The organism is Pseudogemmobacter hezensis (assembly GCF_013155295.1).
Classification (GTDB): domain Bacteria; phylum Pseudomonadota; class Alphaproteobacteria; order Rhodobacterales; family Rhodobacteraceae; genus Pseudogemmobacter; species Pseudogemmobacter hezensis.
In genome coordinates, this window is record NZ_JABJXT010000001.1 from 296,781 (window position 1) to 310,181 (window position 13,401).

The 13,401-nt window shown below is 63.2% G+C and carries 11 protein-coding genes; 6 read left to right on the forward strand and 5 right to left on the reverse strand.

What is annotated here, in order from left to right:
• Positions 1-8: 8 nt before the first annotated feature.
• From fdnG to selB, 6 genes are all read left to right on the forward strand, one after another.
• Positions 9-2,477, forward strand: a complete 2,469-nt coding sequence (gene fdnG, locus HOY34_RS01350; protein WP_495553234.1) for a formate dehydrogenase-N subunit alpha — start codon at positions 9-11, stop codon at positions 2,475-2,477.
• A complete protein-coding gene (fdxH, locus tag HOY34_RS01355; RefSeq protein ID WP_172359503.1) occupies positions 2,474-3,478 on the forward strand; it encodes a formate dehydrogenase subunit beta in 1,005 nt (334 codons plus the stop codon). Before fdnG ends, fdxH begins: the two co-directional genes overlap by 4 nt.
• Positions 3,478-4,197 (forward strand): formate dehydrogenase subunit gamma, encoded by a 720-nt coding sequence (locus HOY34_RS01360; protein ID WP_172359504.1) that lies wholly within the window; start codon positions 3,478-3,480, stop codon positions 4,195-4,197. The genes fdxH and HOY34_RS01360 overlap by 1 nt, the downstream gene beginning before the upstream one ends.
• 79 nt (positions 4,198-4,276) lie before the next feature.
• Positions 4,277-5,185, forward strand: a complete 909-nt coding sequence (gene fdhE / locus HOY34_RS01365; RefSeq protein ID WP_172359505.1) for a formate dehydrogenase accessory protein FdhE — start codon at positions 4,277-4,279, stop codon at positions 5,183-5,185.
• On the forward strand, positions 5,185-6,573 hold the full coding sequence (gene selA, locus HOY34_RS01370; protein WP_172359506.1) for an L-seryl-tRNA(Sec) selenium transferase: 1,389 nt from the start codon (positions 5,185-5,187) through the stop codon (positions 6,571-6,573). Before fdhE ends, selA begins: the two co-directional genes overlap by 1 nt.
• Entirely contained in the window at positions 6,570-8,495 is a 1,926-nt protein-coding gene (gene selB / locus HOY34_RS01375; RefSeq protein WP_172359507.1) for a selenocysteine-specific translation elongation factor, read from the forward strand. The genes selA and selB overlap by 4 nt, the downstream gene beginning before the upstream one ends.
• A 26-nt stretch (positions 8,496-8,521) precedes the next feature.
• Here the strand turns inward: selB and HOY34_RS01380 are convergent, their stop codons facing one another.
• The 5 genes from HOY34_RS01380 to HOY34_RS01400 all read right to left on the reverse strand — a co-directional run bounded on the left by HOY34_RS01380 (position 8,522) and on the right by HOY34_RS01400 (position 13,331).
• On the reverse strand, positions 8,522-9,193 hold the full coding sequence (locus tag HOY34_RS01380) for a DUF1523 family protein (protein WP_172359508.1): 672 nt from the start codon (positions 9,191-9,193) through the stop codon (positions 8,522-8,524).
• Positions 9,194-9,206: 13 nt separating this feature from the next.
• Positions 9,207-9,476 (reverse strand): hypothetical protein, encoded by a 270-nt coding sequence (locus tag HOY34_RS01385; protein ID WP_172359509.1) that lies wholly within the window; start codon positions 9,474-9,476, stop codon positions 9,207-9,209.
• A 149-nt stretch (positions 9,477-9,625) separates the two neighbouring features.
• Entirely contained in the window at positions 9,626-11,026 is a 1,401-nt protein-coding gene (locus tag HOY34_RS01390; protein WP_216654599.1) for a DUF6638 family protein, read from the reverse strand.
• Positions 11,023-11,406, reverse strand: a complete 384-nt coding sequence (locus HOY34_RS01395; protein ID WP_172359510.1) for a hypothetical protein — start codon at positions 11,404-11,406, stop codon at positions 11,023-11,025. The genes HOY34_RS01390 and HOY34_RS01395 overlap by 4 nt, the downstream gene beginning before the upstream one ends.
• Positions 11,403-13,331 (reverse strand): AAA family ATPase, encoded by a 1,929-nt coding sequence (locus HOY34_RS01400; protein ID WP_172359511.1) that lies wholly within the window; start codon positions 13,329-13,331, stop codon positions 11,403-11,405. Before HOY34_RS01400 ends, HOY34_RS01395 begins: the two co-directional genes overlap by 4 nt.
• Positions 13,332-13,401: the final 70 nt, after the last annotated feature.

The following is a 13,401-nucleotide window of genomic DNA, read 5'->3' on the forward strand; positions in this document are numbered from 1 at the left end:
GCCCCACGGTGTCCAGTTTGGGCCCGACATTTGGCCGTGGAGCGATGACAAACTCCTGGACCGATATCAAGAATACCGACCTCGTCGTCATCATGGGTGGCAACGCCGCCGAAGCGCATCCCTGCGGCTTCAAATGGGTGACCGAGGCCAAGCACCATCGCGGTGCAAAGCTGATCGTGGTGGACCCGAGGTTCAACCGATCCGCCTCTGTCTCTGACTATTACGCGCCGATCCGCCCGGGATCAGACATCGCCTTCCTGATGGGGGTGATCCGCTGGTGTATCGAGAACGACAAGGTGCAGTGGGACTATGTCCGCAACTATACCAATGTCGGCTATCTGGTGCGCGAAGACTTCGGCTGGCAGGACGGTATGTTCACCGGCTATGACGAGGAAAAGCGCAGCTATGACCAGACCAGCTGGGAATATGAGCTGGGCGAGGATGGCTATGTCATCAATGACGAAACGCTGACCCATCCGCGTTGCGTCTGGCAGCTGCTGAAAAAGCATGTCGATGTCTATACGCCTGAATTCGTTGAAAATCTCTGCGGCACACCGAAGGATCGCTTCCTGAAGATCTGCGAGATGATCGGCGAGACGGCCTCGCCGACCAAAACCATGACCTCGATGTATGCGCTTGGCTGGACCCAGCACTCCAAGGGCGCGCAGAACATCCGTGGCATGGCGATGCTGCAGCTTTTGCTGGGCAATATCGGCGTGCCGGGGGGCGGTATGAACGCTTTGCGCGGGCATTCGAACATCCAGGGGCTGACCGATGTTGGCCTGATGTCGAACCTGATCCCCGGCTATCTGAACATGCCGCGCGAAACAGAGCCCGACTTCGCCACCTATATGTCGACCCGCGCCAATAAACCGCTGCGTCCAAACCAGATGAGCTATTGGCAGAACTACGGCAAGTTCATGGTGTCCTTCATGAAGGCGCTCTGGGGTGACAAGGCGACGGCGGAAAACGGCTGGGGCTATGACTGGCTGCCCAAGCTGGATATCGCGCAGTACGACGCGATGCGCATGTTCAACATGATGAAGAATGGCGAGGTGAATATTTACTTCTGCCAGGGCTTCAACCCGCTTTTGTCTTTCCCCAACCGGGGCAAGATGACCGAGGCCTTTTCCAAACTGAAACTTCTGGTGGTGATGGACCCGCTGGCGACCGAGACCGCCGCCTTCTGGGAAAATCACGGCATCTACAACGATGTGGATACCGCCAGCATCCAGACCGAAGTGCTGGAGCTGCCCACCACCTGTTTCGCCGAGGATGAGGGTGCCACGGTGAACTCTGGCCGCTGGCTGCAATGGCATTGGGCGGGGGCAACCCCTCCGGGTCAGGCGAAAACCGACGTCTGGATCATGGCGCAGATCTATCACCGGATCAAAGCGCTCTATGAGACTGAGGGCGGCAAATCGCCAGAGCCGATCCTGAACCTGTCCTGGGACTATGCCGACCCCGAAGAGCCCACCGCCGCCGAACTGGCGAAGGAACTCAACGGTCGCGCCCTGACCACGCTTTATGACGCCACCGACCCGACGAAAGTCGTGCTGGAGGCGGGCAAGCAGGTCTCGGGCTTTGGCCAGCTGCGCGATGACGGCTCGACCGCCAGCGCCTGCTGGATCTATGCCGGTTGTTTCACCGAGGATGGCAATGCCATGGCGCGGCGTGACAACAGCGACCCTTCGGGCATGGGGGTGCATCTGAACTGGTCCTTTGCCTGGCCTGCGAACAGGCGCGTGCTTTATAATCGCGCGTCCTGCGACCTCGACGGTAAGCCCTGGGATCCGTCGCGGGTGCTGATCGAGTGGAATGGCGAAAAATGGGTCGGCCCGGATATTCCGGACATCGCCGTCACTGCCAAACCGCGTGAGGTCGGGCCCTTCATCATGAACCCCGAAGGGACCAGCCGCTTCTTCAGCCGCAGGCTGATGCGCGACGGCCCCTTCCCCACCCATATGGAGCCGTTTGAAAGCCCCGTCGCCAACCCGCTGAACCCCAATATGCGCGGGAATCCGGTGGCGCGGGTCTTCCCCGACGATCTGGCGAATATGGCCACCAGCGACGAGTTCCCGCTGGTTGCCACCTCTTACCGCCTGACCGAGCATTTCCATTACTGGACCAAGCACAACTATGTGAATGCGGTGAACCAGCCGGAATTCTTCGTTGAAATCAGCGAAGAGCTGGCGGCGGAAAAGGGGATCGTCAAAGGCGGGCGCGTTCGGGTCTGGTCAAAACGTGGCCAGGTCTGGGCAAAGGCCGTGGTGACGAAACGGATCCGGCCGCTGATCTGCGACGGCAAGCCCGTCCATGTCGTCGGCATCCCGATCCACTGGGGCTTTAAGGGCGCGGCGCGCAAGGGCTTTGGCCCCAATACGCTGGGCCCGTTCGTGGGGGACGCGAATATCGAAACCCCTGAATTCAAAGCCTATCTCGTCAATATCGAACCCGCATCGGAGGGCATGGCATGACCGGACGCGCCCCTCAACCAACCACGGCAGCGGCGAACCCTCCGGTTCAGCCGCTGGCCTCTAACCTTCTGCCAACTGATGTGGTGCGCATTTCGGCCACCGCCCATGTGCCCACACCAGAGCGGCAGCTGGACAAGGTCGCGAAGCTCATCGACGTGTCGAAATGCATCGGCTGCAAGGCCTGCCAGTCGGCCTGTATCGAGTGGAACGACACCCATCCGGCGATCGAGGAAAATGTGGGCGTCTATGAGAACCCGCATGATCTGACGCCGGATATGTTCACCCTGATGCGCTTTTCGGAATATGTGAACCCCGAGGGCGATCTGGAGTGGCTGATCCGCAAGGATGGCTGCATGCATTGCGAGGATCCGGGCTGTCTGAAGGCCTGCCCGGCCCCTGGCGCCATCGTGCAATACTCGAATGGGATCGTCGATTTCATATCGGACAATTGCATCGGCTGCGGCTATTGCGTCTCTGGCTGCCCCTTTGACGTGCCAAGGATCCACAAGACCGCGCATGTCTCAAAGAAGTGCACGCTCTGCTCTGACCGCGTCGCGGTGGGCCAGGGTCCGGCCTGCGCCAAGGCCTGCCCGACGCAGGCGATCACCTTCGGCACCAAAGAGGCAATGAAAGACCTCGCTGCCGAGCGGATCGAGGATCTCAACTCTCGCGGCTATGCCAATGCCGGGCTGTACGATCCGCAGGGCGTGGGTGGCACGCATGTGATGTATGTGCTGCATCACGCCGACAAGCCGGGGCTTTATTCCGGCCTGCCCGAGGATCCGCGCATCTCGCCGGTGGTTGAAAGCTGGAAGGGGGCAACCAAGACCGTGGGCCTTGCGGCCATGGGCCTGGCGGCGGCGGGTGCGGTGCTGCATGGCCTGTTCTCAAAGGGCAATCAGGTCACCGCCGAGGAAGAGCATGAGGCCGAAGAGCTGGTGGTGAAAACCGCTGACGCTGCTGCCGAAGCCGCCGAAGCCACTGACGGAAAGGGGTTGTGATGTCCCACAAATACTCTGCCCCCGGCGATCATATCGAAAGCGTAAAGCCAGTGACGGTCAGCCGCTATCGCGGCATCACGCGGCTTAACCACTGGATCACCGCCTTCTCGCTGATCGTGCTGGCGATCTCGGGGCTGGCGCTGTTCCACCCGTCTTTGTTCTTCTTGGCGGGCCTGTTTGGCGGCGGCCAGGTGGTGCGCTGGCTGCATCCGGCGGTGGGGATCGTGCTGTTCTTCAGCTTCTTCCTGCTGTTCCTGCAGATGTGGAAACTGAACCTGCCAAAACGCGAAGATGCCGTCTGGGTCTCGCGTATCGGCGATGTGGTTCAGGGCAATGAGGACAGGCTGCCCGAGCTTGGCAAATACAACGCCGGGCAGAAGTTCGTCTTCTGGTCGATGACCGGGCTGATCCTGCTGTTGATCGTGACCGGGCTGATGATCTGGGAAAAGCAGGTGCCCCTGTGGGAGCCCTATGCCCCCTGGGCAGCCACGATCCCGGTGCGGCGGATCGCGCTTCTGGTGCATGCGATGTCAGCGGTGGCGATCATTCTGGTGTTCATCCTGCATGTCTATGCCGCCATCTGGGTCCGGGGCACGCTGCGCGCCATGACCACGGGCAGCGTGACCGGGGGCTGGGCCTTCCGCCATCACCGCAAATGGCTGAATGAGCTGGCAAAGAACCAGGAAAAGCCCGATCCTTCAAAGACACCGGCAGAGTAATCTGCCGCTCTGCGCCCCCGGCCCCCATGGCGTTGACAGCCAGCGGAGGCCGGGGGCGGCATTCCGACCAGAGGATAAAATGACCAAAGACCTTCAGCCCGACCCTTCGGTCATCGGCGGCGTCCCAGAGGCGCCGTTTGCCTTTCTGCCCGAGCCTGTGGCGCTCTTCACCCGCCGCGCCGGGCGTTTCGCCTTTCTTGCGCAGACCAGCCGCCTTGCCCCCTATCTGACCTTCCTGTCTGACCTTAGCGAGCTGCAGGCGCGGCTGGCGAAATCCGGCCCCGCCCCGGTGATCGCGCCCGAACAGCTGGCACGGGCGAAAGCGGCGCAGATGCCGCCTGTCGACCGCGCGTCCCTGGCGGCTGATCCCGCCCTGGATCAGCTGCTGACCCGGCTTTGCGAGGGGGCCGCCCGGATCACCATGCCCGAACCCGCTCGCCTCGCGCTGGAGGCGGTGACCCATGCCGACCCCGGCGACCGGACCTGGCTTTTGCAAAACGCGCTTTCGGGTGAGATCCCCGCAGACAGCGCCGCCCCGCATCTTTTCGCCTCAGCCGCAGTGCAGATCTACCTGGCGCGGCTGGCCGCCAGCCTGGATGCCGGAAACCTGCGAAAAATCGGCACCGGCATCTGCCCCTGCTGCGGCGGGCGGCCTGTTTCCTCGCTGGTGACCTCGACGCCCGGGATTGAAAGCATCCGCTATGGCGTCTGCGGGCTTTGCGCCACGCAATGGAACGAGGTGCGCATCCATTGCCTGGCCTGCGGCACCAATAAGGGCCTGACCTACCGCTCGGCTGAGACGACCGAGGCCACGGTCAAGGCCGAATGCTGCCGCGAATGCCACTCCTGGATCAAGATTTTCTACCAGGAGCGCAACCCCAGCCTTGACGCGGTGGCCGATGATGTCGGCAGTATCGGCCTTGATATGATGATGAAGGAAACCGATCTGAAACGCGCTGGCCTCAACCCCTATCTGACGGGCTATTGATGGAAGGGTTTCGCGCTCTTCCCTCGGTCGATCAGTTCCTGAACGGCGCTGACGGCGCGGGCCTTGTCGCCCGCCACGGCCGCCACGCCGTGCGCGAAGCGCTGCGCGCCCGCCTTGACGAGATGCGCGACGCCATCCGCGCCGGAGAGGCGGGCCAGATCCTGGCCGCCCGCCTGCCCAGGCTGATCGCCGCCGATCTGGAGGCGCGCGCCCGCAGTCGTCTGCGCCCGATGCTGAACCTGACGGGCACGGTGCTTCACACCAATCTGGGCCGCGCCATCCTCGCCGATGAGGCGGTGCGGGCGGCGGTGACCGCGATGGCCAACCCGCTGGCGTTGGAGTTTGACCTGGAAAGCGGCGGGCGCGGCCAGCGCGACGACCATCTGCGCGGGCTTTTGATCGAGCTGACCGGGGCCGAGGACGCGACAATCGTCAACAACAATGCCGCCGCCGTGCTGATCGCGCTGAACACGCTGGCGGGCACTGGCCCGGACCGGCGCGAGGCGCTGGTCTCACGCGGCGAGCTGATTGAGATCGGCGGCGCCTTCCGCATGCCCGACATCATGGCGCGGGCGGGGGCAAAACTGGTCGAAATCGGCACCACCAACCGCACCCATCCGCGCGATTATGAGGATGCGATCACAGCGGCGACCGGGGTGATCCTGAAGGTCCATACCTCGAATTACCGGATCGAGGGCTTCACGGCTGAGGTTGCCGCCCCCGATCTGGCGCGGATCGCCAAAGCGGCGGGCGTGCCGCTGATGAATGATCTGGGCGCGGGCTCGCTGGTCGATCTGTCGCATTACGGGCTGCGGCGCGAGCCGACCGTCTCTGAGGCGGTGGCTGAGGGTGCCGATCTGGTGACATTCTCCGGCGATAAACTGCTGGGCGGCCCCCAGGCGGGCTTTATCGTCGGCCGCCGCGATCTGATCCAGGCGATCAACAGGAACCCGCTGAAACGGGCGCTGCGCCTCGACAAGATCCGCATCGCGGCGCTTGAGGCGACGCTGAAGCTGTACCGCGATCCCGACCGCCTGGCCGAGCGGCTGCCCGTGTTGCGCATGCTGGCCCGCCCCGCAGGCGAAATCGCCGCCCAGGCCGCGCGACTTGCGCCCCGGATCGACGCGATCCTGCGCCCGCTTGGCTTTGCGGCCGCGCCCTGTACCTGCGAAAGCCAGATCGGCTCGGGGGCGCTGCCGGTGGATACCATCCCCTCGGCCGGGCTGCGGCTGACGGGCACGGGCGGCGATGCGCCCGACCGGCTGGCGGCGATGCTGCGCGGGCTGGCGCAACCCGTCATCGGCCATATCCGCGACGGGGCGCTGATCCTGGATCTGCGCTGCCTGCAGGATGACGCCGCGCTGACCAACGCCCTGGCGCAGCTGTGATCATCGGCACCGCAGGCCATATCGACCATGGCAAGACGGCGCTGGTCCGTGCCCTTACCGGGGTCGACGCAGACCGCCTGGCCGAGGAAAAGGCGCGGGGCATCACCATCGAGCTGGGCTTTGCCTATGCCGATCTGGGCCAGCCGGATGCGCCAGACACCCCCTCAGGGCGGATCACCGGCTTTGTCGATGTGCCCGGGCATGAGCGTCTGATCCGCACCATGCTGGCGGGTGCGGGCGGCATAGACTTTGCGCTTCTGGTGGTGGCGGCGGATGATGGGATTATGCCGCAGACGCTGGAACATCTTGAAATCCTGCATCTCTTAGGGATCAGCCGCGGCCTGGTCGCGCTGACCAAAAGCGACCTTAGCGGGCCAGAGGCACGCGCAGAGATCAGCGCCGGGATCCGCAACGCCCTTGCCCGCACCAGCCTGAAAGACGCCCCCATCATCGCCGTTTCCGCCCAAAGCGGTGAGGGCATAGCCGATCTGCGCCGCCTTCTGGCCGAGGCCGAGGCCGCCACCCCTGCCCGCCAGGACAGCGGCCCGATGCGCTTATCGGTTGACCGCAGCATTACCATCGCGGGCGCGGGCACGGTGGTCACCGGCACGATGATTTCCGGGCGGGTGGCGATTGGCGATCAGGTGATGATCAGCCCGCTGGGCCTGCCTGCCCGGGTGCGCGGCGTCCATGCGCAAAACCGCAAGGCCGATTTCGGCAGCGCGGGCCAGCGCTGTGCGCTGAACCTCAGCGGCGAGGGTGTCAGCAAAGATGCCATCCAGCGCGGCGATGTGATCCTTGCCCCCGGCCTGCATGCGCCGACCGCCCGCATCGACGTGGTGGTGGATGTGCTGCCGTCAGAGCCCAGGGCCCTGACCACCTGGTTCCCGGTTCACCTTTACACCCATGCAGCCGAGGTCTCTGCCCGCCTGGTGCCGATTGCCGGGGATATCGCGCCCGGCACCCAGGGGCTGGCGCAGCTGGTGCTTGAACACCCGATTGCCGCCAGCATGGGCGAGCGTTTCATCCTGCGTGATACCTCGGCCTCGCGCTCGGTCGCGGGCGGATTTTTCGTCGATCTGCGCCCGCCCGCCCGCAAACGCGGCACGCCGGAACGGCTGGCTTTCCTGCAGGCCGCGCAAGAAAGCGACCCGGCCCGTGCGCTGGCGGCACTGATCGCGCTGGCCCCGGTCGATCTGCCGGTCTTTCTGCGCGACCGTGCGCTGGAGCCTGACAGTGGAACGGCGCTTTGCAGCGCGGTTGGGGCGCAAAAGCTGGGCCATCTGGCGCTGTCAGAGGCGCATCTGCAGGCGCTGCGCCAGGGCTTGCAAACCTTGCTGACGGATTTCCACGCCGGGAACCCCGATCTCGCAGGCCCTGGCCGCGAGAAGATCCGCCTGCAGCTGCAGCCGCGCCTGCCGAAAGAGGTCTTCACCCTCTTCCTGCGCCAGGAGGCCGAGGCAGGCCGCATCGTGCAAGAGGGATCCTTCCTGCGCCTGCCCTCACATGAGGTGAAACTCTCACCCGAAGATGAGGCGGTTTTCGCCCGCATCCTGCCCGCGCTGACGGGCGATCTGCGCTTTCGCCCACCGCGCGTGCGCGATTTCGCCACCGAATTCGACCTGGACGAGAAAGAGCTGCGCCGGGTGATGCGCCATTGCCAGCGCCTGCAGCGGGTGGATCAGATCGCCCATGACCACTTTTTCGCCCGCGCGGTGACACGCGAGATGGTGGCGATCATCCGCGATGTCGCGGCAGCCAGCCAGGATGGCTGGTTCACCGCCCCCGCCTTCCGTGACCGGGTGCAAAACGGGCGCAAGGTGGCGATTGAGATCCTCGACTTCTTCGACCGCCTGGGCCTGACGCTGAGGCGCGGCGATCTGCGTAGGCTGAACCCGCATCGCCTGGATCTCTTTGACTGAAGTGACCTCTTTGACTGCGGCCGCGCTCAGCGCTTCGGCTTTGACTTCCAGGTATCCAGCCAGGCCGAAAAGCGCCCCCAGACCCCACGCGCCCCGGCGCGGGCCTCATCCATGCTGGCATCGACGCGGTTGATCGCCTGCTCGGCCCGGACCATCGCGGGATCGATCATCCGCTCGCGGAACTGCACCCACATCCGCCACAGCATGAAGATCACAAAGACCAGCGTCGCCAGGATGATGATATTGACCCAGGGGATGATCGTCACATCCGGCCCCTCGACCCGCGTGGCGCTGATCGCATTCGGATAGATCGAGAACAGCGCATTGCGCCAGCCGTAATGGGTCAGATTGACCCAGACCGGATCATTGGCGGTCGAGACCAGATCCGAGGCCTGGGTGATCAGCCGGCCGCTGTCGATCTTGAAATAGGGCGGCCAGCCCCAGCCGGTATCCTCATTGCGGAACTCGATCGGGCGGCCATCGGGATAGACGGCATAGATGAACGAGACATCGCGGATGTTCGAATTCGTCATCCCCACATCGGCCCGCGACCAGAAGATCGAGTTCTCACCGATCTCGACCATCTTGTTCTCGACCTTGACGATGCGGACGATATCATGATGCGGCAGGTTGTAATGCAGGAAGGCGGCAACAAAGGCCGCCAGCAGCGTCCAGAGCGTCCATTTCACATATTTCATATAGCGCATCGCCTTACGACCAGTTCACAATGAAGAAAATCGCCGACATGGCGACCATGGGAATGATATAGATAAGCCATAAAAGCCGCCGTTTCAGCCCCTTTTCCCAGGCAAGCATGCCGCGCTCGACAAAGGCATCGCGGTCGCCCCCCAGCTCTTTGGCGGCCCAGTGCTTTTCCAGACGCTCACGTCTGAGCGAGCGGACATAGACCGAGGTCAGGAAATAGGCGATGGTCAGGCCGATCAGCATGAAAAACGCAAGGCGGATCCAGCCGATGATCATGGCCGCAGCACCCTGGCACCTTTGGCGCTGCCGATTGCGCGTCGCCTGCCAAAATCAGCTGACGTGCGTTTTTGCCTCATCCTGCCCATCCATGCTCCTTCACCCAAATTCTGCACCCAGATCCCGCACCCACAAGCCGCAACTCAGTTTCACGGCCCCGACTGCCCCCATGGCCCGACTATAGCACGCTTTTCAGCGCCAGCCGCACTGTTGCCGTTCCGGGGGGCGTTCCGGGAAGCGTTCCGGGGGCTGTTGCTGTCCGGGCTGCTCAGCTGATCCATCTTCGGCTCTGGCCCGAAAAGCGCTTCACGCGCCCCGGCTTTATCGACCTTATACTCACGCTCCAGGAAATCCGCGACATAGCCGCGCCGCGCCGGGCTCCAGCTGCGGTATTCCTCATAAAAGCGCTCTTTATGGGTGATGAAAAGCTGGCGCACATCTTTCAGCGCCAGCTCTGACAGCAGCATATTCACCAGGTCGCGGTCATGGCCGGGGCGCGCGCGCAGGGTGTAGAAATAGGCCGGATGCTCGCTGCTGATGCGCGGCCAGGGGGCGGTGTCCTCGGCCCAGGCCAGCATATCGGCAAGGCCCTGAAACTCGGCCGGCAGCGCATCGCCCAGCTTATAGGCGACCTTGCGCAGATCGGTGCGCTTTGCGCTGGTGACATCGACGCCCAGCTGATCGGCGACATCGACCAGGATGAAATCCATCTTCTGGCGCAGGATCGCACCCGCGCCGGGGCCACGGGAATTGACCACCGGCTCGACCAGCTGATTGCGGTCCAGCCAGTCGGCAATATGGTTGCGATGGCTGAAATCCATCACCTGGGCAATCGGCAAAGCGCCAAATTCCGACATCGGCCGCCGGGTGATTGCGGCGGGAAATTTCTGCCCGTGAAAGACATAGACGCCGCCAAACAGGCTGGTCCAGAAATCCGACTGCTCTATGCGCATGGCCGGCAAATGGATCGGCACCCGCGTCACATCCCCGGTTTTGGCAGCCAGGGCGATCATCTCTTCAATCAGCGCCTCATCGCGCCAGCCATCGGGTTCCGCGCGAAAGCGGGTGATCAGCCCGGCCAGCCGTTCGGCATCCGCGACATGGCCGCCGATCGTATCGGCCTCAACGGTAAAGCGGCGCAGGCGAAACAACTCTTCGGGCCGCGCAATCGAGAAAACAGAGCCCTGCAGCTCGCCCGCCACCACATCGCGGGCGGTCAGCGCGAAAAGCTGCGCCTCATTGGCCTCGATGAAATCAACCAGGATCGAGCGCGAAGTCGAAAAGCGGATGTTCAGCAAAGGCGCCGATTTCTGCGCCGTGGTCAGCAGAATGAACTGCCGGTTCGCCCCATTGGGGTTGAGATAGTAAAGATCGCCGAACTCATCGCCGATCTCGGGCGAAAAGCCCGAAATATCAATGTGAAAATCGCTCAGCGCCGTTTCACGCCCGGTCAGCGCCTTCAGCGCGCGGTTGTAGCGGGCCACCAGCTGCGGCGATGAGACCTCGATCAGATTGCCGAACATCAGGCCTTTTTCGATCAGCTGTCTCATATCCGCGCCCCCCCATCCGCGCCTTTCCGCCTGTCAGCCAGCATGCCCAGAAACACCCCTGCAAGCCAGAGGGCCGCCGCCAGCAGCCCGAAGAAAAACACCCGCAGCGGCAGGGTCAGCACCGTATAGGTGCCAACCGCGATCTTCGAGGGCACGATCACCAGCGCCTCGCCCGGGCGCGCAACCCGCGCCCCCATCACCTGTGAGGCCCCCTGGCGTGCCAGATGCTCAACCAGCTCGCCCGCCAGCCAAAAGGCCAGCAATGCCCCTGCCCCGCAGATCACCACGGTCATAATCGTTGAAGCCGCCCGCCGCCCAAGCAGCCAGCCCGCGCCAAAACCCATCAGGGCCAGCGCAAGCCCCGCCAGCGCCAGGATCACCCTTTGCCCTCAAGATAGCGGCGTTTTGCCTCTTCCTGGCGGGTAAAGTCACGCACCATATTCTGCACCGCCACCTCATCCGAGTTGTCGGCATAGCGGAATTCGCTGTCCGCGTAACGGTTTACCTCCTGGATCACCATATCGGTGGTGATGGGCGTCATCAGGCTGCGGATCATGCCGAGCTTCTCGTCATAGGGTTTGAAAAGGAAGAGATCGGGCTCTTCCATCCATTCATCGGGCAGCTCGAAATCCATCGCCCGAACCTTGACGGCATCGGTGATATTCTTGATGGCGCGGCCGGTGAAACGCTCATCGGCCTGCTGGATTGCCTTCAGATAGGTGCCGATCTTGGCAATGGTATCCAGCTGGCCAACGCGGCCCTCAACCTCTTGCCAGACCTTCACCAGACCCGCCTCATGCGGGCGGGAATGGCCCTCAAAGCTGGCCTGGACGGCCTTTTTGATCTCCTGGGCTGCGAAAAGATCATGCTGGCCCAGCGGGATCGAGTGGTTCTTGCCCAGAAGCAGAGAGAGGATGTCGATGTAATCCTCCTGCGTCTGGGGCCCGTCAACCAGGAACCTGGCCCCCGCCCGCTGGCGCAGCGCATCATCGACATTCTCAGGATAGTTCGAGAACATGCCAAAGGTGCAATTGCCGCGCACCACCGTGCCCGAGCCCGCGAAAGCGCCCATAAAGACCGCCGTCACCTCTTGCTGACCGGCGCTTGACTGGCGATCGCCGCGCTTGCCCGCGACCTGGTCGATGTCATCAATCGTGCCGAAACCGATCACGGTGGGGTCGATCACCGCGTCGATAAAGGCCTTGGCGTTCTGGCCGGATTTGCCCTGATAGCTGTCGATCTGGTCAATCGAGAAATTCTGATAGCGGAAGGGATAGCCCGCGATCTGGCAGTAATCATTCAAAAGCCCGGCCATCATCTGAATCAGCGTGGTCTTGCCGGTGCCGGGTTTGCCATCGCCCATGAAGGTAAAGATAAAGCCACCAAGCTCGGCAAAGGGGTTCAGACGGCGCTCAAAATCATAGGCCATCAGCATCTTGGAAAGGCGCAGGCTCTGATATTTGGCGATATGGTTGCCGACCACCTCATGAGGCTTTTTGAAAGCCATGGTGATCTGGCCACCTTTCGCAGCCCGCGCCGGGCGGAAGCCGGCAAGCGTCAGCCCATCCGCCTCGACCTTCCACGAGCCGCCCGTGAAGGCCGCCACCCCCGGTGCCCCCTCGGCGCGCAGCGCAACTTTCTGCATCAGCGCCTCGGCAAAGGCCGAAATCACTGCCACCAGGCGGCTGTCATCACTGGCGAGAAGGGCAATATCCTGATCCAGCTCCCACAAAGCGCCCTGCAGTGCCAGCGGCGCATTGTCGGTCAGAACCTCTTCAACTTCGCCGATTTCGACCGTTTGACTGCCCAGATGCGGCGCGATCAAAAAGGCGGTGGCATTGGCAAAAGAAAACAGCGTGACCAAAGCCTCGGCCTGCAAAAGCTGGCCGAACTCCGCCCGCCTCACCTCGGGCAGACGCCCTTCCAGATTGGCGCGTTTCAGCTCTGCCAGCCCGGCCTGGGCGGCAAAGGTCTCAGCCATCGCCAAAGAGATCGCCAGCGCGCGGCGCAAAACATTCAAAGCCGCCGATTGCTCGGGCGACAGCAACCCATCCGAAAGCGCCTCAACCCGCTCGACCAGACGCACCCCGCCTGGCCGCACCGTCGGCCGCGCGGCCATACCAGGAACGGTCGAACGAAAGCGCGGCCGCACTGCAATTCCCGGAGAGCGCTCTGCCGCAGCCGTCACTTCCTGCGGTTTTGCCAGCCGGGGCGCATGATCAAATCCCGCAACCAGGTCGAGGGCCGCCCCATATTGCGAGCGGATCAGATCCTCTTTCAGTTCCATCGTATCACGCGCAACCATCTCTTCACCTTCCTGCCGGAACGCCCGGCTGTAACCGTTGATGCCTCCGGCGGGGATATTTAAGGACAGA

What these genes read in the sequence shown, in the direction of transcription:
- fdxH (WP_172359503.1), top strand. Translation starts at nt 2,474, where the DNA reads ATGACCGGACGCGCCCCTCAACCAACCACGGCAGCGGCGAACCCTCCG.
- HOY34_RS01360 (WP_172359504.1), top strand. Translation starts at nt 3,478, where the DNA reads ATGTCCCACAAATACTCTGCCCCCGGCGATCATATCGAAAGCGTAAAG.
- fdhE (WP_172359505.1), top strand. Translation starts at nt 4,277, where the DNA reads ATGACCAAAGACCTTCAGCCCGACCCTTCGGTCATCGGCGGCGTCCCA.
- selA (WP_172359506.1), top strand. Translation starts at nt 5,185, where the DNA reads ATGGAAGGGTTTCGCGCTCTTCCCTCGGTCGATCAGTTCCTGAACGGC.
- HOY34_RS01380 (WP_172359508.1), bottom strand. Translation starts at nt 9,193, where the DNA reads ATGAAATATGTGAAATGGACGCTCTGGACGCTGCTGGCGGCCTTTGTT.
- HOY34_RS01385 (WP_172359509.1), bottom strand. Translation starts at nt 9,476, where the DNA reads ATGATCATCGGCTGGATCCGCCTTGCGTTTTTCATGCTGATCGGCCTG.
- HOY34_RS01390 (WP_216654599.1), bottom strand. Translation starts at nt 11,026, where the DNA reads ATGAGACAGCTGATCGAAAAAGGCCTGATGTTCGGCAATCTGATCGAG.
- HOY34_RS01400 (WP_172359511.1), bottom strand. Translation starts at nt 13,331, where the DNA reads ATGGTTGCGCGTGATACGATGGAACTGAAAGAGGATCTGATCCGCTCG.